Genomic DNA, 21,087 nt, shown 5'->3' with positions numbered 1-21,087 from the left:
ACTAACAACTAACAACTATCAACCAATTTGGTCAATTACATAATTGTCCACAGGTTTCTTTGTGCAATTTTTAGGTTTTTTACTCAAGGTTTTTTAATAATGCTCAAAGGTTTACTTTCATTTACCGGTCGCTACCGCATCTTACATCAGACTTGGTTTGCCTTCTTTCTCACCTTCGTTTGTTGGTTTAACTTTGCTCCCTTTGCAACAACCATAGGTAAGCAATTACAATTAGCGCCCGAACAAATTAAAACTTTGGGTATTTGCAACTTGGCGCTAACAATTCCGGCGCGGATTATCATTGGAATGCTTCTGGATCGTTTTGGTCCGAGAAGAACTTACTCAATGCTGCTGATGTTTGCTGTGGTTCCTTGTATGGCTACAGCGCTGTCGCAAAACTTTAGCCAATTGGTTATCAGTCGTTTGCTGATGGGAATTGTCGGTGCTGGGTTTGTCGTCGGTATTCGCATGGTGGCGGAATGGTTCCCCCCGAAAGATATCGGTATAGCCCAAGGTCTTTATGGCGGTTGGGGTAACTTTGGTGCTTTTGGGGCTGAGTTTACCCTACCCCTGATTGCAGTTGCGGCTAGCTTTATGACTGGTGGTGCTTCTAATTGGCGTTTGGCGATCGCTCTCACAGGTATCATTGCGGCGATTTACGGTGTAATTTATTTCAACACCGTTCAAGATACCCCTCCTGGCAAAACTTACAAACGTCCTAAGAAAAATGGTTCTTTGGAAGTAACCAGTGTCAAAAGCTTCTGGGCGATGATTGTCTCAAACTTTGGTTTGATTTTCGCTTTAGGTTTATTAGCTTGGCGCTTGGAACAAAAGAACATTCACTTTTTAACTCTCAGCCAAATGTATTTGGTTTGGTTGTTGTTAGCCGGATTATTTGCTTACCAAAGCTATCAAGCTTATAAAGTAAACCGAGAACTGTTAACTGGCAGAAAAACTTACGCCCCATCCGAACGCTATCAATTTGGTCAAGTAGCTTTACTCGAATTCACTTACATAACTAACTTTGGTTCTGAACTTGCTGCGGTTTCCATGCTGCCGGCGTTTTTTGAAAGAACCTTTGGTTTAGAGCATGTGGTAGCGGGGATGATTGCCTCTATCTATCCTTTCATGAACTTAATTTCTCGTCCTAGCGGTGGCTTAATTTCTGATAAATTTGGCTCTCGTAAATGGACAATGACAATTATTTCTGCTGGTATTGGTGTCAGTTATTTGATGGCACATTTTATTAACAAAAACTGGTCTCTTCCGGTGGCGATCGCTGTCACAATATTAGCCGCTTACTTTGCTCAAGCTGGCTGCGGTGCAACCTACGGTATCGTACCTTTAATTAAGAAAGAATCCACAGGACAAATTGCCGGTAATGTCGGCGCTTACGGTAATTTTGGCGGCGTGGTTTATCTAACAATCTACAGCTTAACCAATCCACCAACACTCTTTGCCACAATGGGTATAGCTGCTTTAATCTGCGCCTTTATGTGTGCCTTCTTCCTTAAAGAACCCAAAGGCTCTTTTGCTGGCGCTTACGAAGGTGAATCACCAGAAACTGCAACCCGAAAATCTCCCATTTTAGTGGAAGAATAAGATTTAGATAATAGGTAATAGTTAGTAGTTAGTTGGGTTTGGATTACTATTAATAAACTCCTAAAAATCAAACCTGAGATACACACAGAAAATCAAACTGTGTGTATCTATGTTTATCTACGGTTCAATGTTGTATTTTTCTGTTGAAATTTAGTTATGAAATTGTCAAAATTACATAACAAAAAATCGAAAAATAAATGAATAAAAAGTATCAGACAACACATTTTATTTGTTGTAATTGATATTCAATGGGTAAAAATACTATTGATAAAACTTCCGAAAGTTTTCAAAACGAACTTGAGAAAATTTCTTAACAGAAGCCATCAGATTTTCTCGGATGCGAATTAAATATCAAAGGTTTGGAAACACAGTTATTTGCTTTTAATTATGTGTCTACAAACCTTGTTCAACATTTAGACAATCGGTAAAAACGGTGCAAACGCCATGACTGAAATTACCAAAACCGTCTGTCCTTACTGTGGTGTCGGCTGTGGACTAGAAGTTTCGCCCCCAGCGCAACATGGCAAACCGACTAATCGAGATAGCCAAGGAACTCCAATTTGGCGGGTGCGGGGGGATAAAGCGCATCCATCAAGTCAAGGTATGGTGTGTGTCAAAGGCGCAACGATCGCCGAATCTTTAGATAAAAATAGATTGCGCTACCCAATGGTACGAGACTCCTTAGAACAGGAATTTCGCCGCGCAACTTGGGATGAAGCTTTTGATATCATCACCCAGCGCATTCAAACTGTGCGCTTTACCCAAGGACCAGAAGCTTTATGCATGTACGGTTCCGGTCAGTTTCAAACTGAGGACTACTACATCGCTCAGAAACTGATGAAAGGCTGCTTGGGTACAAACAACTTTGATGCCAACTCTCGCTTGTGCATGTCTAGCGCTGTAGCTGGCTACATTCAAAGCTTTGGCGCGGATGGTCCCCCCTGCTGCTACGATGACTTAGAGTTAACCGACTGTGCCTTTTTAATTGGTACGAATACAGCTGAATGTCACCCGATCGTTTTCAACCGATTGGAGAAGTACCGCAAAAAAAATCGCAAAGTAAAAATGATTGTCGTCGATCCCCGACGCACACCAACCGCAGAAGCCGCAGATTTACATTTAGCGATTCGTCCCGGTACAGATATCGACTTGTTAAATGGTATGGCTCACTTATTGATGCGCTGGAATTACATCGATCCCGCGTTTATCGAGGACTGTACCAGCAACTTTCCTGCATACGCTGAGGTGATTCGCCATTATTCCCCAGACGTGGTAGCCCATCGATGCGGTATCAGCGTTGAAGATTTAGAAACAGCAGCTCGCTACTGGGGTGAATCACAGCGGGTGCTGTCGATGTGGTCAATGGGTGTCAATCAATCATCGGAAGGTACGGCTAAAGTCAGAACCATCATTAATTTGCACTTAATGACCGGACAAATAGGTAAGCCTGGGGCAGGACCTTTTTCTTTGACCGGTCAGCCAAACGCGATGGGAGGACGCGAAGCCGGAGGTTTAGCACATATGTTACCCGGTTATCGCATGGTGAAAAATCCCCAGCAGCGAGCGGAAGTTGAGGAATTTTGGGGACTCAAACCAGGGCAAATTTCCCCAAATCCCGGTTTGTCGGCGTGGGATATGATTGCTGAGTTAGAAAACGGTAATGTCGGTTTACTGTGGATTGCCGCGACCAATCCGGCTGTGAGTATGCCAGATTTAGAGCGGACAAAAAAAGCACTGTGGCGATCGCCTTTTACAATCTATCAAGACGCCTACTATCCCACAGAAACCGCTGCTTACGCTCACGTTTTGTTACCAGCGGCACAATGGGGTGAGAAAACCGGCGTGATGACAAATTCCGAACGAGTAGTCACCTTATCTCAAGCATTCCGCCCACCGCTAGGGGAAGCGAAAGCAGATTGGGAAATTTTTGCTGAAGTTGGTCGGCGATTAGGTTTTGAGAAAGAATTTTGTTTTACAAACTCCGCTGAAGTATATACTGAGTTTGTGCAACTGACTGACAATCGTCCCTGCGATATGACAGGTATCAGTCACGAGCAATTACAGACCGAAGGTGCGACTCAATGGCCCCATCCAGAAAAGAAACCTGAGCCGATATTTATCGATTCTGATACAGGTGTTCTCAGTTTTGAAGAAGAAGGGGGAGAAAAGGGGAGTGGGGAATGGGGAGTGGGGAGTGGGGATAAAAAATCCTCTTCTACCCCTACTCCCTACTCCCTACTCCCTACTCCCTCCAAACGCCTTTACACCGATTTCCGCTTTCATACTCCAGATGGACGCGCTCGATTTAGCGCATATCATTCGCGAGGACTAGCAGAACCACCCGATCCTGATTATCCTTTTGTGCTGACAACTGGGAGACTTTACGGACATTGGCACACTCAAACGCGCACCGGTCGGATTGAAAAAATTCGCTCGATGCATCCGCAACCGTTTATTGAGATTCATCCTCGTGATGCAGCACAGTTGAATATTACAGATTCGGAGTGGGTGGAAGTGCGATCGCGTCGGGGTAAATCCAAATTTCCGGCTAAAATTACCAGAGCGATCGCACCCGGTACAGTTTTTGTCCCCATGCACTGGGGTGCGCTGTGGGCAGAAAATTCCGAAGCAAACGCTCTCACCCATCCAGAATCATGTCCCGATTCACTCCAACCAGAATTGAAAGCTTGTGCGGTACAACTAGCGCCAATTACTGTTAATACCTTGCCTAACCAAGTGTCATTAACTAGTGGAGTTGTTATTTAAAGCACCCACAAAATACTCTCAAGTCTCAACTGGCGTGTCGGGTAATCTGCTCCACTCATTCCAAGAACCGTCGTAATTACGTACATTTTCGTAGCCCAGCAAATACTTTAAGACAAACCAAGTATGCGAAGAGCGTGCCCCAACTGCACAGTAGGTTATCACTTCTTTATCAGGAGTGATGCCTTTACTGTGGTATAAAGCATACAGTTCTTCCGCTGATTTGAAGGTATCATCTTCGTTCAAAGCTGATTCATAAAAAACATGAATTGCATTGGGAATGTGACCGGCACGCTCAGTTTTTTCTGGTGGGTTCATCAGAAATAATTCACCGCAATACTCTTGGGGTGTACGCACATCCACTAAAACGGAGTCTGTGTTAATTGCTGCTTGCACCTGGTCTGGTAGCGCTCGGATGCTTGTATCGAAATTCTGCACTGTATATATTGTTGGCGTGATAGTAGGGATTTCAGTAGAAATCGGGCGTTCTTCAACAAGCCATTTTTTCCGACCACCATTCATTATTCGTACATCGTTATGCCCGAATACTTTTAGCAACCAAAAGGCACAATTAGCACCAGCATTATGATTGCTATAAATAATGATGGTTGTATCATTTGCAATACCTGAGCGTGCAAGCAGTTCTGACAATGCCGAAGAATCGAAATTGAAACGGTAATCGGGTTGCATGAAGGTGGTAAATGCGTTCCAGAAGACGGCGCCTGGAATATGACCAGACTTATAAGCAGTGATATCCATATCGGTTTGAATAAGACGCACTTTGCGATCGCTCAAATGTTCAGCAACCCATTGAGTATCTACGAGAACTTCAGGATAAGCGTAATTCAAGATAATCACTCCTTATTTGATGCAAACAGCATCTGCCGCACGCGATGAACTAAAGTTGTGGAAACAGAGAACAGCGTGAATCCGATAAGTGGGTGGAATACTGCCAAAGGAAAAGGCGAATTTAGGTGAATTGTGAGAAATTGCAGTCCTAGTAGTACTGCCATACTAGCTGTAAGGCTTTGCACTCGTCGTGGAAACTCAATCAAGAACACCCATAAAAGCAGAATCGCTGTCAGTCCACCGTATCCGCGTACTAGCCAAACATGGATATTCCACCATTCTGAGTTGTGGAAAAATGCTAGTCCTACCGTCAACACTTGGGCAATTAAGCAGAGATTGAAAAGCGTGGCTACCCAGTAAAAGCCAATTTGAAACTTGCGTACAGATGGCTGCACGCTATCAAAGTTAAAATCTATCGTCATGATTGATGATTCTTGGGGGAAATTAGGACTATGTTTCCGTCAATGTTTTGATTGCGATCGCTTCCAGCGGGCGCTCCGCGCCATCGCAACAAAATCTATACTAAGAACAGCCAGTTATAACGGCTAGTCCTCGAACGAGTACTCTTGGCAGCAGTAATGATGACAAATTCCTTGCAGTCTTTATTTGAAGCAATAGCTCATGCTAGTGATGAGCAAGAATTACGACTGCACGTCATGGTTAAAGTCGGTGAGTATTTTGTTGCCCAACGTTCAAAGCTTTTTTTATTTAATGAGCTTCCCCTTACCCAGACAAATATTCCGGGCATGATGAAATTGGCTTTATCTTTAGAACATAATCCAGTTTTGCGCTACTTAGTTGAGCATCATGCTCCAGTTCATGAAGAATTGTTATTACCTTCTGGTATGTGGAAGACTATATGCTCGCGCTTTGACCACGGACATGTGATGGCTGGACCAATTGTCAGTAATGGTCGTCTTGTTGGCGGAGTTGGCTTTACTCGCGTTCGAGGTTCTTCTGCTTTTAATGTTCACAATCTTGCCGATTTAAGTGGGCTGTGTCTACATCTATCAACCAAGTTAGCAACATTATGGTCGCAACCAACAGAATTAAATTCTTTGGCGATTAATCGCTTAACCCAGCGTGAAATTGAAATTGCCGAACTAGTAGCACAGGGACTAACAAATGCTGAAATCGGTACAGCACTTTGGATTACAGAAAATTCTGTTAAGCAAGCATTAAAACGAATATTTCGCAAGATTGAAGTTTCATCTCGTGCTGAATTAGTAACGCGGCTTTTTTCAAACACAAGGCTTTCTCAATCCAAGTAACAGCGATGAAAATCGCAGGCAAAGATGTAACAAGAGCGATCGCACCCGGTACAGTCTTTGTCCCCATGCATTGGGGTACGCTGTGGGCAGAAAATTCCGAAGCAAACGCTCTCACTCATCCAGAATCTTGTCCCGACTCACTGCAACCACAATTAAAAGCTTGTGCGGTGCAACTAGTGCCAGTTGCTGTTAATACCTTGCCTAACCAAGTGTCATTAACCAGTGGTGTCGGCTGACATCCCTACCACCTTTGGTGACAATCTAACGCATTTCTTAACGAAAGTACAGATAAAATATAGGGCGGCTCAAAGTCGTTCTGTATTAATCAATATTACGCATTCAAATAATCATTATCAACTGCCACCTGGAGAATGATAAGCTGCTAGACATACACTACAATATGTTTGGAGATCCGGGGAATTGGTGAATATTTCATAGTCAATAGTTTTTGTAACTATTGATTATTGACTATTGACTGTCTCGTAGTTTGAGATATGCAAGACAAGAAAAAAGCGCCTTATAAATACAAAGCGCAAATTGGTAAGGCATCCTTTTTCCATCCTATAGATTTATCTATGGGGTTTTTCTTTTTTGTTTTTGCTTTTCACTTTTTACTTCACAGGGGGGTGCAGAAGATGTGGAAGCTATTCAGGCAATTTAAAGAAGCTACCAAAGATGACAACTTTATGCACCACATTGAAAGCATAGAGGTGATAGTTTCCAAAATTTTATCTTTTGCGATGGTTGTGGTAATTTTGGTAGCGATTTTTGACTTAGGAGTGCTTCTGATTAAAGAACTTTTTACAACAGAATATGGTGAAATAAACAGAACATTATTTAAAATATTTGGTTTATTTCTAAATATTTTAATTGCTTTAGAAATATTAGAAAATATCACAGCTTATCTGCGAAAACACGTTGTTCAGGTAGAGTTAGTTATTGTAACTTCTTTGATTGCTGTATCGCGAAAAATTATTATACTCGATTTAGAAAAAACCGATGGTGTTGAAATAATTGGCTTGGCAATTGCAATTTTTGCTTTATCAATAAGTTATTGGATTATTCGTTACAGTAATTCTAAATCAAAATATTAAATCATCGTAGGAATATTATGGCAGTATTCTTTAAATTCGAGGCAGATTTTGTTGAATCTCTACGTTGCATCCCCATGCAAGTGCGCTACAAACTCGATACTTGTGGTATCAAGCTGAAATTATCCGATTGGAGTCATATGACGCAAGTTGAACGTGAAGCTTTAGTTGAATTACCTTGCACGACAGAAAGCGAAATTCAAGCATACCGCGAGTATCTTGAGAATTTGATTTTACAACGCAACGGCACACCACCAGCAACATTATTTATCGAACCTCATCCCGCATGGACGGATGCGACTAATGTCCCAGATAGCCTTCAGCAAAAAGCTCAAGAAATAGGTACAAGCATCACACCCCAACAGTGGGCGAATTTAACTGAGTTGCAGCGTTTTTCCCTAATTAAACTCAGTCGTCCGGGACATGAAAACGAAAATTTCCCGAAAGCGATCGCCGAATTTAATTTAGTTAGTGGATAGTGGGGCATGGGGCATGGGGCATGGGGCATGGGGCATGGAAAGAATCTCTCATTCTCAATTCGTAACTGCCAATGCCCATTGCCCATTGCCCATTGCCCATTGCCCATTGCCCAACAACTAACAAATAACAACCAACCAAGGAAACAATAATATGTCTACAAAGAAAATTTTGATGATTGTTGGCGACTACGTGGAAGATTACGAAGTGATGGTTCCCTTCCAAGCGTTGCAAATGGTAGGATATACTGTCCATGCAGTTTGCCCCGATAAAAAAGCAGGTGATAAGGTGCGGACTGCTATCCACGACTTTGAGGGGGACCAGACTTACAGTGAAAAACCTGGTCATAACTTTACTTTAAACGCCACATTTGAGGAAATAAAAGCCGAAACCTACGATGCTTTAGTAATTCCTGGAGGACGCGCACCAGAATATATCCGATTGAATCGCACAGTGTTAGAAATTACCCGTCACTTTGCCCAAGCAAACAAGCCTATCGCTGCTATCTGTCACGGTTTACAGTTGTTAGCTGCGGCTGATGTACTCCAAGGCAAACGTTGTACTGCTTACCCAGCGTGTAGTCCTGACATACGCCTTGCTGGAGGAACTTACGTAGATGTATCGGCTGATGAGGCAATAGTTGATGGTAACTTAGTTACAGCTCAAGCTTGGCTTGCTCATCCCCGCTGGCTGGCAGAATTCCTGAAACTACTGGGCACAAAGGTAGAACATCTAGAGGTGGCGAAAGTTAATTAACCCTGTTTTGTCACTCTCGGAAAACAATAATCGCAGCCAGATTCTGAGACTTTGATTCCATCAAGATTTTAGGCTTTATTTCCTAATAGAAACTAAAATTCATAGACAAAAAGTGGAAAATAAAGCCCCGTAAGCCTTTCGGCTATTGCATTCTCCCAAAGTGACAAAAGAGGGTTAAGCATCTTGGTCTATAGATTTTGAGATAGTCAGCAGTCAAAGGTTGCTCGTCAGTAATCAAAAACAACTGATATCGTCGTAGAGACGTTCGGTCTGGAACGTCTCTACAATATGTGTGATTTAACCGACATGATATAAATACTGAGCGCTAAAAATTTTATACTTTTTATATTTTTAAATACAATTAGTCTTCATCAAGACTACTAATATTTAATCAATAACCAGACATTTAAACTTTAATATAGTGCTTAAAAGCAGATAAACTATGAGCTATAACTTCATACAGCTTACCAAAAAGAATGCACTTATACACCTTAGATAGCCAGAATCCTTACCTGTCAGGGATAATACTATCTGAAATTTTGATTTATAAATTTATAATTGTTTAACAGGAACTGAGGCTATATTGTATTTAGCAATGCTGCTGTTGATGTGGCTGCGGTTAAGTCCTGCTGCTGTGATAATTTAAGCGAATTAATTGAGAAACGAATTCTAACTCAATGACAGGGAAAAACGCAAGACATAATGCTTTTCTGCGGCTAGTGTCTGGTAATGAAGCAGGTTTTGGGTCGGCATCTCGCTACTCGCTGCTTGCCAGTAAAGACGCGGTAATTGGACGCGACCCCAATTGCCAAGTTGTCTTCGATGCCATGATCTATCGGATGGTATCCCGTCGTCATGCGGTGGTTCGTCCCGTGTCTTCATCCGCAGATGCTTTCTTTAGCTGGGTAATTTCTGATTTAAATAGTGCTAATGGCACTTATTTAAATGGAAAACGCTTGCAAGGTACTCAGGAATTGCAACCAGGCGATCGCATAACTTTAGGTTACGACGGACCAGAATTACTGTTTGAGTACGAAATCATCCCCCAAGCAACGGTGATGTCGCAACCTGCTTCTAAACCGTTACCACCTGCTGCGACTCCTCTCCAGTCGATGCAAAAACCAGATTCTGTAAGCTTCACTCAACTGTTTCCGATTATTTCTACTGGTAAAGATTTAACTCGTAAAGCATACCTGATACCGGGAATGCTGACAGTAGTTTTTGTAGTACTAATGTTTGCCACGGTAGGTCATCCGCAAGCCAATCAAGTTATTGTCGCTACTTACATCGCTTTTGCGGCTTACTATTTTGTCTATCAGCTTTGCGGCAAACAAAAGCCTTGGTGGGTGCTACTAGCTTCAGCATTAACGACTACGCTGATTTTACTCAGTCCTTTACTAGATATATTTATCTTCGTATTTCGCGGCATTTTACCTGGTAACTTGCCCTCACCTCAAGATGCTACTACCTTCACAGAGTTACTGGTACGTTACTTTTTTGGCGCAGGCTTGATGGAGGAATTACTGAAGGCGCTGCCAGTATTAGGAGCGTATGCGATCGCTCGCTTATTACCCTCGCCTTTACGCGAACGTGTCGGCGTTTGGGAACCTCTAGATGGCATTCTTCTCGGAACTGCTTCTGCCGTAGGTTTCACGTTGTTAGAAACTTTAGGACAGTATGTACCTTACATTACTCAAAATGCTTCAGTACAATCGGGGGTAGCTGCTGGTCAACTAGTAGGATTGCAACTGTTAATTCCTCGCATTTTAGGCTCTGTTGCCGGACACATGGCTTACAGCGGGTATCTAGGGTATTTTATCGGGTTGGCTGTTCTCAAGCCCCGCAGAAGTTGGCAGATTTTGCCTGTTGGTTATGTTAGCGCTTCAGCACTCCACGCTTTGTGGAACGCAACAGGATCAATCAATGCCTTACTTTTGGTGGTGGTTGGGGTGTTGTCTTACGCCTTTTTGATGGCAGCAATTCTCAAAGCACGGGTATTATCTCCAACGCGATCGCAAAATTTCGCTACCCGCTTTGTCGGACCAAAGTGAGAGATGGGGGGATGACTTGGGGAGCCAGTGCGTTGCAAAGGCAGTGCGTTGCGGTGAGACCAGCGAGAAAGAAAGGGTGGACAAGAGTGCCGGCGATGGCTCTCTTCGTTGGGAGGTCACGAACGTTATAGCACCTGCCGTCGGGTTTCCCGCGCTATCTGCATCTGGCACTGGACTTGGGCGACGGGCGTGGGCGACAAGTGAATTATTTGGATGCTTTAACTACAGGCGCTACGTTTGTTGAACTTCAATTATCTTTTATGTCTTTGGGTAGATGACGCTTGTCTTGCGTCTATTTTAATTTTGTGATTAGCTGGCGAAGTTATACCTTGAAAAAGATAATTAAAGATTCTGAAAATGGCACGTAGGGCGTGAAGATAACGCAGGCATTCAGAGAAAAACTAAAAGCTGACAGTACAAGTCTTCGTACTTTCTGCCCTATTACACTAGCAACATAAATGCTAGAAAGTGCTACACTGCTGCTTTGCCACATTGAAAAAATCAACCGAGATGCATAGAATTCTAAATTTAGGTTTCTGATTGAAAATTATCTAATTGAGTGAAGGCATAGTGAGCGATCGCTAAACTAACTTTTGCTTGTTCGATTTGAGATAAAGCTGTCCACTCTCGATTGTTAATCTCCGTGATTGTATCTGCATTTTGCGGTTCGTTACCTCGCATGGCAGAAGCGTAAGGACGCGCTAAAACTAAAAGGTCTTCTGTTTCCCAACTTGGTAGTACAGTCTGAACACACTCAACTAATAATTGATCGCCAATCGATCGGCTGGTGTTTAATATCTCTGAAGCTTTTTGAGCGATCGCGTTTAACCAACTTTGCGGTACACTGGCAGCAAAAGCCGAATGTAAAGTTTTTTGAAGATTAGCTAAAGTAACATTCTTTGTATTATCATTGTAGTGCGTAGAATCAGAAATTTCTGACCAAAGCGTGTCAAGTTTTCCGTAAAAAGCTTGCGAATGAGTTGTTAGTTCTTCATCTGTTAAATCTTGAGCGAACTGTTCTTCTAGTTCTCGAAAATAGATTTCTGACTCTTCGTCAGCAGGATTCCAGGGATAAGTAGCATCTTCAGGTTCCAGCAGAGCTGACAACAATTCTAAATCGAATTGAGAGGGTAAGGGATGGAAAGTTTCTGAAGCGTTCATATTTTTAGCCATTTGTCGTCTCCCGATTGATTATTTAGCAGTATTGACAGCTACAGGTGGAAGAATCTGATTTCCGTAAAATAATTTGGATTTATTGGGGATTGGGCATTGGATCGGGGGATCGGGGGATCGGGGGATCGGGGGTAAGAAAGAAGAAATATTTCTCCCCAAGTCTTTCTTTGTCTTTCTGCCCCCCTGCCCCCAAGTCTGCCAAGTCTGCCAAGTCTGCCTTATCTCCCTTATCCCCAGTAAAGAGTCCCCAGTCCCCAGTCTTAAGAATCTTCAATAATAAACTGCCATATTTCACCTTTAGGACTACCAAACTTTAACTGCATTCCCGATTTTAAGGGTACTTCCTGGCGGAGGATTTGTTGCCAACTGTTTGCCGCTAAAAACCAGGTAGTTCCGTAAGTGGACAAATCTTGCAGGGAATAAGTTCGGATGGGAGTAGCACCGCTGAGATTATTTCGGCATAAAATTTCTGCGTGTCGTTTAGAAACAGATCCTTCTGGGATGACAATATCATTATCTTTCGTGCGACCGATACGGGTGACACCACTTCGTAAAAACCAGGTTACACCTTTGTCAAGCGATCGCAAACAAGCAGTGGGAGCCGATGAAGTTATACTGGGGATGGCAGTTTCCGGCAGTTCGGTAATTCCTTCATCAAAACTCTGAATCAGTTCCCCATTAAAATTGGGATGCAAGTACAGAACTGGTAAAGTCCAAGCGGGTTGATTGAACTTATAAATTGTTAACAAATGTTGCCTTGCTTCTGCTACAGCTTCATCAATTGGTAAACGCTTTCGCAAAGCTTGGGCAAAAGCTTGAATAAAACTTAAACTTTCATCATCGCGAATTTGATCGCGCATTGCCAAAACTGCCGGAACACCATGACGAATCAGCACTTCTGCCAAACTACTAGAGGGTATAGCTTGGCGATTTACCCCATCTGGTTGTGCTCCCCAACACGAATTAAAAACCGCCAAGTTCACATTATTCCGGGTTAATACTTGCGCTAATTCTATGCCATTAAGTGTCATGTCCGGTTGCAAAAACAGTAAACCTCCATCTGGTGCTGGACTACCATGACCGGCATAAAATAAAACATTATATTCTCTGCTTTCTAGCTCTTGAATCAACTCTTGTCGAGTTGGTTGCAAAAGTGTAGTCACCGTACATGGCGCATATCCTTGAGAATGATTACCGACTACAGGACTATCGCAAAGAGTTCTTTTGAGAATAGCCGCTTCTTGTTCGAGTTGAAGTTTCTTGTCAGATCCCAAAACCAGCAGAATATTTAAAGCTGGATTTGTTCGCAAATCCGGCAGAGGATCTACTTCTGTGGTTGTGCGACTAAATAACACTTGTTTACTAAGCGAAATTGCGGGTTGACCAGCTTCGCGCTGCATAATTTCCCAAGGTAGGGCAATGAGGTCTGGGTCGCGAATTTCCAATCGCAAGCGCAAAGGTGTCTGCTCACCCATAGCCATGCCTTGACTGCGTTCTAGACTACCGAGAATAGCTCCGTCAAATACCCAACGCCACAAATTTATTCCCAAGTATTGCATCAGACGACTAGTGTAAGGACCAGCGGTGTGACCATTGGGGGGTGAAACCAAGTCCATAGTTTGTGGATTGGTGGGTGGAGGGGTTGAACCGGGAGGAAGATCCAAGCGACTATGACCAGCAAACATTTCCTGCCAGTCAATCCATGCTTGAGTTAGGTGTGGTGACCATACACAGTCACGCAGAACATAGCCACTAGGATACGGCGCGTTGACCACCCAAATGGCGAAGTTGTCGGTGCCGATATTGACGAGACGGGCGATCGCCAGGTTCAGGGATGGCATGGATTCATTAAACTAAAAGGTTTAATCAAATTATTTCCAAGAACAATTTTACAAGGTAAATATTTCTGCCTTGCTGATTTTTTATTCTGATTCTTCCCTTTATTATTTTAGGTTTTTTTTACTTGTGCTTCGATAACTGATGTCACCTTTGGGGCAGAACATCATCATCAAGGTGGCGATTGAATAACAACATCCGGCGCAGCTTTGCTGTTAACTTGACATTGCCCGGATTGTCCCGGTGCCCAAATAAAAGGATTTAAGCGCTCAAGTTGCGATAATTCAATCCATCCGTTTTCCCCCCTCTTTACCAAAGTAGAAGCAGTGGTGGAGGATTTGGTGTTAGATAATTTTTTTACTGTTTGTCCAGTGCTATTGTTTACTTGAGCTTTGTTACCAACTGAACAGACTCGCAGGTGCACTATAAAGTCTTGCTGTTGAGGAATTGGTTTCTCTATAACTTGCAAAACACTACCTGCTGGTGCTGTGAAGACTAAATTTGGGGCAGATTTGTTTTTACTCAGAGTTATTTCTCTATCGTTGGTAATCTCAGAACCAACATCTAAATTAGAAAGCGATACTTGCCCAGGTACAGTGACAACACTCGGATCTGTGCCTTCCACCTGAGTTGGAGAACTGCCAATTTTTGGAGTTAATTGCGATCGCCACCATTGCGTCGCCCAGTAGCCCAAAAAGCCGACTACCGTAACCAATAATAAGAGAATTCCCAACTGTAATAGCACTTTTGAGTGTGTAGCTGGCGCTGTTGGTATTGCCTGAATTCGCGGTAGTAAAGGCTGTGTTGGGGGTATTGGTGGCAGTGGTAAAGGCTGAGGTGTCAAGTCTGTAAGGACTTCATCTGCTGATTGATAACGCTCTTGAAAGTCTTTTTCCAACAGCTTGTCTAGAATCTCACTCAATTCACTACTAACCGGACTTCGCAAATATTGCCGCCAATTTACGACCCAACTATAGCCATGATCTATCCATAATTGAAAAGGAGAAATTCCAGACAGCAAATGAAAGCAGTTAGCCCCCAAACTGAACAAATCACTAGCTGGGTATGCCTCACCACCCTTTAACTGTTCGACTGGGCTATACCCATGTGAACCAATAATAGTCCCAGGTTTAGTCTGCACTGTTGCAGTTAACTGCTTTGAGGCTCCAAAATCAATCAGCACTAACTTGCCGTCGCTTTGATGGCGCATAATATTCTGTGGCTTAATATCTCGATGAATTACCCCACGCTCATGGATGAACTTGAGAACGGGCAGTAAATCGAGTAAAAGTTGCCGAATCTCGCTTTCGCTATACGTTCCTCTCTGTTTTATTTCTTTAAGCAAATTCTGTCCATCAATAAACTCTTGCACTAAATACAGGTTCTTGTCTTGCTCAAAATAAGCTAATAAAGTGGGAATCTGCGGATGTTTTCCTAGTTCTTGCAGCCGCTTCGCCTCTTCTTGAAACAACTCCGTCGCCTTCTTCAGCGCCCAAGTTCTGTGGTTTTTTGGGGCAAGTTGCTTAACGACGCAATGTTCATTCAGCTTGTCTATATCCTCTGCCAAATAGGTTCTACCAAATCCACCCTCATCTGAAAGTAACTTGGCGATCAAATAGCGACCTCTCAACAAGGGTGTTAGTGGTACGCTACAACTCTGACAATAATTATTCCCGTCAGGATTTTCGGGATTAGAACAATTGGGGTTGAGGCAGCAGATCATCGTCTGGCAAGCGTGACTGTATTGGAGAATATAATAACTCTCTCAGAAATTTTTCTTAACAAACTTGTCAAATTTTTACAGTTTAGCTGCCAGTTCTACTGTTATTGTCACCTTTGTGGTGCAAAGTCATCATCGGTCATCATTATCAAGCGCGGGTCTGGGTCTAGACGTAACCCCAGGCTGATTAACAGAAGGAGTTACAGTTTCATTATCAACTTGACATTTACCAGATTGTCCCGGTCGGGAAATCGACGGCTTTAAGCCTTGAAGTTGCGATAATTTAATCCATCCGTCTTGCCCCCTCTTCACCAAAGTAGAAGCAGTGGTGTCTGGTTTATTGTTAGATTTTTTTAGTGTTTGTCCAGTGTTATTATTCAGTTGAGTTGCCCCGCTACCTACTGAACAGACTTGCAGACGCACTAAAGAGTCTTGCTGTTGGGGAATTGGTTTCTCGATAACTTGCAAAACACTGCCTGCTGGTGCTGTGAAGACTAAATTTGAGGCAGATTTGTTTTTACTCAAAGTTATTTCTTTATCGTTGGTTATCTCAGAACCAACATCTAAATTAGAAAGCGATACTTGCCCAGGTACAGTGACAACACTCGGATCTGTACCCTGCACCTGACTGGGAGGAGTGCCAATATTTGTACCAGATCGCCACCATTGCGTCGCCCAGTAGCCCAAAAAGCCGGCTCCCGTAATTAATAATAAGAGAATTCCCAACTGTAACGGCACTTTTAAGGCTGTTGCGGGCTTTCTTTCTGGAATTACTTGCGTTTTTTGGTTGGGACTGCTTGAGGTAGTGTTTTGAACTACTGTGGGCGCGTAATCAGAAGTTTTAATTGGTGAAGGTTCAGGAATGACTGCTGTCAAGTTTGACTTTGGTTCAGAGTATTTGACTTGACAATGTACTAAAGCTATGGTTACATTATCATGTCCATTTTTGGTGTTAGCAATTTCGATTAACCTATTAGCGACTTTGACAACATCTGTCTCGCCAGTGAGAATCGGCAAGATTTCCGTTTCCCAATATTCATCAACTCGGTCAAAGTCACTTAAACCATCAGAACACAGCAGGAAAATCGAATCTTCGTCCAGGATAAACCGCTGTGCCGTAGGATGCAATGAGATACTGGGACTCATTCCTAAAGCCTGCACCAGAGAACCAGAGGAACTTTGTTGCACAGCTTCACGGTAAATAGCATAGCCTAGCCGGACTTCACGCGAGGCGACATCATCATCAAGGGTAACTTGATAGCAGCCGTGGCGTGTAATCCAGTAGGCGCGGCTATCACCAACGTGGGTAATATACATTTCATGGGCAATAGGCAACGCCATCACCAGAGTTGTACCCATGCGCTGACGCCCTTGGCGATTTTCGCTGTCGTTGCGCTGACTAATTTTATCATTGGCGACTGCTGCTGCCTGTTCTAAGTCTGTCAGCAGATTTGCCGCTACTATGTGGTCGGGAGGAAGTTTGGTGAGATGCTGTACTTGCTGCTGAATCGTTTCAATTGCTAAATGTGATGCGACATTACCACCTTCGTGTCCGCCGATACCATCACAGACAATAGCTAAAGCTGTAGAGTGAGGTGGTTTGCTTAAAAGAGTTCCTTCGGGAGGATAACACGCATCTTCGTTGCGTTGGCGGCTGGGACCTGTTTCGGTTTTGGTGATAATGTTAATCGTAGGTGTTTGTGTTTTGCCTACGTCTGCCAGTCCTTTATCTAAAACTTCTATTAAATGTTCAGAGGAGTTTATTTCTCCTGAAATCAAAGAACGACAAATTTGATTTATTAATTCGGCGATCGCACTTTTTGCCTCGAGGCATAACTGCTGCCAAAATTCACCCAATTCAGGTAACTCTGGTGTTGTTGAATCTACGCGCAATTCCAACAAACGCACTAGAGATCCTTCTACCCGTAATAAATTAGGATCGAGTAAGCTAGAGGCGACACCCTCACTCGCTAGAGGTTGCCAAAGTTGAGCGATTTGCCACAGCCAATTGAGTTGCTTCATCGATGTGGCATGACTCCAAGCAGTAATTAAATCGTTGTAGAGTTGTACTTGGTTGGTGCTGTTATTGGTGAAGAGTGGCGGTTTTTCTAAAAGTAATATTTCTCGCGCTTGCTGGTTATTAGCTAGCTGTAGCACTCCATATACCTGGGGAACGTGTAAGCGGTAGGGAATTAGTCGCAGATAAGGTCTGATTGACTGTAAATTTTCTAACCCTGGAGTTTCATGTGCAAAAGCGGGTTTAGTATCTAAAAGAACTGATTGACTGATGACTAAATAGCGATCGGCTAATATTTCTCCGGCATTACCCACACTTTCCCCATCTCCCACCACCCAGAGGTAACGCTTCGGTAAGGGTGTACGGCATTTCTGACAAAACTTGTGAGTTAAGGGGTTGGGCGTCTGACAAAGTTCATTTGGGCAATACAGCCTTGCCGCGTCATTTTCCATAATTTTCGCACCGATCAGCGATTAGCAATTTCCAAAAACAGCACTGACAGCGGCACTTTAGACCGCTGATGTTTTAACTTGACTTATAGTGGATGAATGAATCAGAGGAATGCCAGCGCGGCAGCCAGCAGGTGCTAATACTAATTTATCAACTTTATCAACTTTCCCAATTAACATGCTCCTAAGTAAACCCTACAGCCCGATCATAGCTTCTCTGCTCTGTTACTCTTTGTCACCAAAGCATCGATTAAGGACAGACCTGTTACCAAATCATAACCCCACCAGAACATGCAGTTTGCTTAATTATGAATTATCTCATCAGCAAAAGGCAGATAATGCTGGTATTTTTATAGTTTATAAGTAGGTTGACATAAATTAACCTTAATTAAGCCTAAAGATAACGAATTGTTAGCCACTAATTGCTACTGGCTTCATATTCATGGCAATAAGTCCGGATGCGACACTCAAAAATTGGGTTTATTACCACTTACACTACTTGCGCCTAGCAGATTGGCACATTGACTTCAATCAAACTGTAATCAAAATTAATAACATTCTCTTGAAGATAAAAATATTCTGCTCCAGCTAGAAAATAAGAAAATAGATTGTCCAATACGAATATTGTCTGTGAAAATTATGTGTAAATATTGTAAAATAGTTTATCAGTATTGCCAAGTCAATTTTCTCAAAATAAAAATATAGATAATTTATCTATATTTTCAAAGACTTAATATCTGTATTTTTTCCCCAAATTTGATAATGAAACTTAACATTATTGACTTTTAAGTAAATTTAAGGGTTTATCTAGCCTAATTTTTATGAATTCAGTATTATCGGCTTGCCCTGGATAACGACCAATGGTATCAGCATAATTGTTATCGTTGATCGCCAGCAATGTTCTGGCATCTATTGGCAAAACGTTTTCGATTGTCACAAAAGGAAATGCAAATATATTATTTGGGGTAAGGTTCCCAGCAATACCTTTTTTGTCGGATATTTTCAGCAAATCTACTAGTAATTCTTTTTGAACAAAACCCTGTTTATCTAGATTGGTGATATTAATTTTATAAAGGCGTTTGAATTGAGCAGGTGTTTGAAAAGCTGGATTATTAGGATCGCCTTGCTTATTATCGCGTTCGATGACAATAAATTCGCTGTCGTTAATCGCAGTTAAATCACCTATTGCGTAATTGGGGTTTTCTAACTTATAGGAAAAAACTTTACCTGTGTACTGTTTGGTTGCTAAATCAAATTCATTAATTAACAAGCGCGATCGCGATCGCGCTTGATCATCCTTTAATGCCCCTTCCAGCATCGCGTAAAGCTTTGTACCGCTCCCGTTAAGCGCCAAGCCTTCAAACCCCTTAGAACCACCAAGATTAGCAGCAGCAATTCGGGCAGTATCATCAGGCAAATTGGCGAATTCTGGATTATCTGGAGATTTAACAAAATTTAACTTATCAGTTGCCAGAAAGTTCGGCAAAGGAATCGGGGAATCCAGCAATTCACCATTTTGTCCTACGTGTAGCAAAAACGGACCAAACTCATCTCCTATCCAGTAACTGCCATCACTGACTCGGCGGAAGGATTCCGTATCAAAATCTCCTCCTGTCAGCAAGCGATTTTTAGCTATTTCGCGACTGACGGGAATGCTACTACCTCGATAAACTTTCTGTGAAGCGATTATGGGGAAGTTAGCTAAATTTCTTTTATCATTTAGTTCTAGAAAACTTTCAAGGGAGAAGCTTTTAAGTCTTTCACCAGTTTGGAAATTAACTGGGAAAACTTGACCCGTGGTAAAATCCGGTTCTAGTGCGTAAATACGCAGCACGTTGTCAGGTGAATTCGCAATTGATCCGAAACCGTTATCGGAAATTACTAGATAAGTGCCGACTTTTGGTCCTGGTATGACAGCAGAAAATCCCTGCACGGGTTGTGCATTGATAAAAGGAACGGTGCGATTTGTCTTCTTGAATTGACCTGTGGTTGAACCAGGAGCAAAAGTATCTGCGGGTAAAACTGCACGTCCTACCAGTTCGGCGGCTAGTGTCTGAAAGTTGAGCAACACTGGGAAAATAAGAGCAGGCATAAAGATAAGCCTGCTTGCCAAAAATTTAGTCATTAGATAAAAGGGGGCAACGGGCACGCTCGCATTGGGAATAGGGCATTGGTAATAGGTAATTGGTAATTGGTAATTGGTAATTATTTTTATTCACCTTCTCTCCATTCCCCATTCCCCCAACGGGAGAGCCAGAGCCGGCACTCTTGGAAACCCTCCCTTTCTCGCTGGACTCACCATTCCCCATTCAGGAGGGGGAAAGGGAAAAGGGAAAGGGGGAAAGGAAAAGAAAAATATCCCAGGAGTGATTTAAATAACTCTCTATTTCCATACCTTTACCCTTTCCCCTTTGCCCTTTTCCCCTCTTAAAAAAGCCCATTCCCCCTTCCCCTCGTTATTTTTGGGCGACTTGGGGAAGACCCATGCTGTAGTTAGTGACGCGGGCAGTGAGATTGTAGCTGATTTCGCCTTTTTGCAGAAGCGATCGCATGTAATGCTCCAAATCTGACCCTATGCGGCGCAAGTTGTAGTCTGTCAGGTCTGCGCCACTAGATTCTTCGACCAATTCATCAAACTTGTGATAAATCTTTTGCAGCGCGTCTTCGTTCCAGTTAAATTCGTTGTCTGGGTCTACATCTAACGTCAAGACCTGATCGCTAGGAACCAGTTCGCCATGAGAGTCAATTTCTCCGGCAAAAATGCGGATATGCCGGGTTGTTGACTTGAGCAGCATCGGGTTGTCCATAAAACGGTGTAAGATTTTGGTTGATTACACTGAAATTATTGTAAACGCTCTTCCTTGTCTTGAATGCCTTCTCGGATTCGGAATCTGAAGCGCACCCTTGGGAAAAACCTGTCCAAAATTGGGCAGGCTTCTCCTTCAAAGACGCTTCGCGCTCCCCCAAATGGCGCACAATAATCCACAATTAGCACCCAAAATCTTGGGTATTGGAGCGCCAAATGGTTAGAG

16 protein-coding genes and 2 pseudogenes are annotated in these 21,087 nt (G+C 42.9%); 8 read left to right on the top strand and 10 right to left on the bottom strand.

Annotated elements, in window-relative coordinates:
• Positions 1 to 99 precede the first annotated feature (99 nt).
• Together AABK37_RS19965 and AABK37_RS19960 are read left to right on the top strand one after the other, a co-directional pair.
• The gene (locus AABK37_RS19965) at positions 100 to 1,602 is read left to right on the top strand and encodes a NarK family nitrate/nitrite MFS transporter (RefSeq protein WP_432553280.1); all 1,503 of its coding nucleotides are present in this window, start codon (positions 100 to 102) and stop codon (positions 1,600 to 1,602) included.
• Between the two features lie 444 nt (positions 1,603 to 2,046).
• Entirely contained in the window at positions 2,047 to 4,368 is a 2,322-nt protein-coding gene (locus AABK37_RS19960) for a molybdopterin oxidoreductase family protein (RefSeq protein ID WP_432553279.1), read from the top strand.
• A gap of 18 nt (positions 4,369 to 4,386) precedes the next feature.
• Here AABK37_RS19960 and AABK37_RS19955 read toward each other — a convergent pair whose 3' ends face one another.
• Together AABK37_RS19955 and AABK37_RS19950 are read right to left on the bottom strand one after the other, a co-directional pair.
• Positions 4,387 to 5,223, bottom strand: a complete 837-nt coding sequence (locus AABK37_RS19955; RefSeq protein WP_432553278.1) for a sulfurtransferase — start codon at positions 5,221 to 5,223, stop codon at positions 4,387 to 4,389.
• On the bottom strand, positions 5,220 to 5,636 hold the full coding sequence (locus AABK37_RS19950) for a DUF6220 domain-containing protein (RefSeq protein WP_432553277.1): 417 nt from the start codon (positions 5,634 to 5,636) through the stop codon (positions 5,220 to 5,222). Before AABK37_RS19950 ends, AABK37_RS19955 begins: the two co-directional genes overlap by 4 nt.
• Positions 5,637 to 5,795: 159 nt before the next feature.
• On the opposite strand from AABK37_RS19950, the gene AABK37_RS19945 reads away from it, so the two are divergent.
• The 6 genes and pseudogenes from AABK37_RS19945 to AABK37_RS19920 all read left to right on the top strand — a co-directional run bounded on the left by AABK37_RS19945 (position 5,796) and on the right by AABK37_RS19920 (position 10,860).
• Positions 5,796 to 6,485 carry a helix-turn-helix transcriptional regulator gene (locus AABK37_RS19945; RefSeq protein WP_432553305.1) on the top strand — a complete coding sequence of 230 codons (690 nt, stop codon included), beginning with the start codon at positions 5,796 to 5,798 and terminating at the stop codon, positions 6,483 to 6,485.
• Positions 6,486 to 6,511: 26 nt separating this feature from the next.
• Positions 6,512 to 6,721, top strand: a pseudogene (locus AABK37_RS19940) (molybdopterin dinucleotide binding domain-containing protein); the annotation flags it as partial.
• 399 nt (positions 6,722 to 7,120) lie between these two features.
• Positions 7,121 to 7,579 carry a phosphate-starvation-inducible PsiE family protein gene (locus AABK37_RS19935; protein ID WP_432553304.1) on the top strand — a complete coding sequence of 153 codons (459 nt, stop codon included), beginning with the start codon at positions 7,121 to 7,123 and terminating at the stop codon, positions 7,577 to 7,579.
• A gap of 17 nt (positions 7,580 to 7,596) precedes the next feature.
• Positions 7,597 to 8,055, top strand: coding sequence for a nitrate reductase associated protein (locus tag AABK37_RS19930; RefSeq protein ID WP_432553276.1), 459 nt, complete (start codon positions 7,597 to 7,599; stop codon positions 8,053 to 8,055).
• A 151-nt stretch (positions 8,056 to 8,206) separates the two neighbouring features.
• Positions 8,207 to 8,809 (top strand): DJ-1/PfpI family protein, encoded by a 603-nt coding sequence (locus AABK37_RS19925; RefSeq protein ID WP_432553275.1) that lies wholly within the window; start codon positions 8,207 to 8,209, stop codon positions 8,807 to 8,809.
• 677 nt (positions 8,810 to 9,486) lie between these two features.
• Complete coding sequence (locus AABK37_RS19920) at positions 9,487 to 10,860, top strand: PrsW family glutamic-type intramembrane protease (RefSeq protein ID WP_432553274.1); 1,374 nt, start codon at positions 9,487 to 9,489, stop codon at positions 10,858 to 10,860.
• Positions 10,861 to 11,388: 528 nt separating this feature from the next.
• Here AABK37_RS19920 and AABK37_RS19915 read toward each other — a convergent pair.
• The 8 genes and pseudogenes from AABK37_RS19915 to AABK37_RS19880 all read right to left on the bottom strand — a co-directional run.
• Positions 11,389 to 12,033 carry a hypothetical protein gene (locus tag AABK37_RS19915; RefSeq protein WP_432553273.1) on the bottom strand — a complete coding sequence of 215 codons (645 nt, stop codon included), beginning with the start codon at positions 12,031 to 12,033 and terminating at the stop codon, positions 11,389 to 11,391.
• A gap of 79 nt (positions 12,034 to 12,112) precedes the next feature.
• A complete protein-coding gene (locus tag AABK37_RS19910) occupies positions 12,113 to 12,307 on the bottom strand; it encodes a hypothetical protein (RefSeq protein ID WP_432553272.1) in 195 nt (64 codons plus the stop codon).
• Positions 12,294 to 13,874 (bottom strand): CHAT domain-containing protein, encoded by a 1,581-nt coding sequence (locus tag AABK37_RS19905; protein WP_432553271.1) that lies wholly within the window; start codon positions 13,872 to 13,874, stop codon positions 12,294 to 12,296. Before AABK37_RS19905 ends, AABK37_RS19910 begins: the two co-directional genes overlap by 14 nt.
• A gap of 805 nt (positions 13,875 to 14,679) precedes the next feature.
• A pseudogene (locus tag AABK37_RS19900) lies at positions 14,680 to 15,592 on the bottom strand (protein kinase domain-containing protein); the annotation flags it as partial.
• 129 nt (positions 15,593 to 15,721) lie between these two features.
• Positions 15,722 to 18,058, bottom strand: a complete 2,337-nt coding sequence (locus AABK37_RS19895) for a protein phosphatase 2C domain-containing protein (protein ID WP_432553270.1) — start codon at positions 18,056 to 18,058, stop codon at positions 15,722 to 15,724.
• Positions 18,059 to 18,830: 772 nt separating this feature from the next.
• Positions 18,831 to 20,147, bottom strand: a complete 1,317-nt coding sequence (locus AABK37_RS19890; RefSeq protein ID WP_432553269.1) for an esterase-like activity of phytase family protein — start codon at positions 20,145 to 20,147, stop codon at positions 18,831 to 18,833.
• 364 nt (positions 20,148 to 20,511) lie between these two features.
• Complete coding sequence (locus AABK37_RS19885) at positions 20,512 to 20,862, bottom strand: NAD(P)H-quinone oxidoreductase subunit M (RefSeq protein WP_039741249.1); 351 nt, start codon at positions 20,860 to 20,862, stop codon at positions 20,512 to 20,514.
• Positions 20,863 to 20,897: 35 nt separating this feature from the next.
• On the bottom strand, positions 20,898 to 21,087 hold a 190-nt coding region (locus tag AABK37_RS19880), incomplete at its 5' end, for a hypothetical protein (RefSeq protein WP_432553268.1).

Source organism: Tolypothrix sp. VBCCA 56010 (assembly GCF_050875635.1).
In the GTDB taxonomy this organism is placed as follows: domain Bacteria; phylum Cyanobacteriota; class Cyanobacteriia; order Cyanobacteriales; family Nostocaceae; genus Hassallia.
This window is presented reverse-complemented; position numbering and strand designations above follow the sequence as displayed.

Excerpts from the sequence above, each read along its gene's own strand:
- AABK37_RS19965 (WP_432553280.1), top strand. The coding sequence starts at position 100 with ATGCTCAAAGGTTTACTTTCATTTACCGGTCGCTACCGCATCTTACAT.
- AABK37_RS19960 (WP_432553279.1), top strand. The coding sequence starts at position 2,047 with ATGACTGAAATTACCAAAACCGTCTGTCCTTACTGTGGTGTCGGCTGT.
- AABK37_RS19950 (WP_432553277.1), bottom strand. The coding sequence starts at position 5,636 with ATGACGATAGATTTTAACTTTGATAGCGTGCAGCCATCTGTACGCAAG.
- AABK37_RS19945 (WP_432553305.1), top strand. The coding sequence starts at position 5,796 with ATGACAAATTCCTTGCAGTCTTTATTTGAAGCAATAGCTCATGCTAGT.
- AABK37_RS19935 (WP_432553304.1), top strand. The coding sequence starts at position 7,121 with ATGTGGAAGCTATTCAGGCAATTTAAAGAAGCTACCAAAGATGACAAC.
- AABK37_RS19930 (WP_432553276.1), top strand. The coding sequence starts at position 7,597 with ATGGCAGTATTCTTTAAATTCGAGGCAGATTTTGTTGAATCTCTACGT.
- AABK37_RS19925 (WP_432553275.1), top strand. The coding sequence starts at position 8,207 with ATGTCTACAAAGAAAATTTTGATGATTGTTGGCGACTACGTGGAAGAT.
- AABK37_RS19920 (WP_432553274.1), top strand. The coding sequence starts at position 9,487 with ATGACAGGGAAAAACGCAAGACATAATGCTTTTCTGCGGCTAGTGTCT.
- AABK37_RS19915 (WP_432553273.1), bottom strand. The coding sequence starts at position 12,033 with ATGGCTAAAAATATGAACGCTTCAGAAACTTTCCATCCCTTACCCTCT.
- AABK37_RS19905 (WP_432553271.1), bottom strand. The coding sequence starts at position 13,874 with ATGCCATCCCTGAACCTGGCGATCGCCCGTCTCGTCAATATCGGCACC.
- AABK37_RS19895 (WP_432553270.1), bottom strand. The coding sequence starts at position 18,058 with ATGGAAAATGACGCGGCAAGGCTGTATTGCCCAAATGAACTTTGTCAG.
- AABK37_RS19890 (WP_432553269.1), bottom strand. The coding sequence starts at position 20,147 with ATGCCTGCTCTTATTTTCCCAGTGTTGCTCAACTTTCAGACACTAGCC.
- AABK37_RS19885 (WP_039741249.1), bottom strand. The coding sequence starts at position 20,862 with ATGGACAACCCGATGCTGCTCAAGTCAACAACCCGGCATATCCGCATT.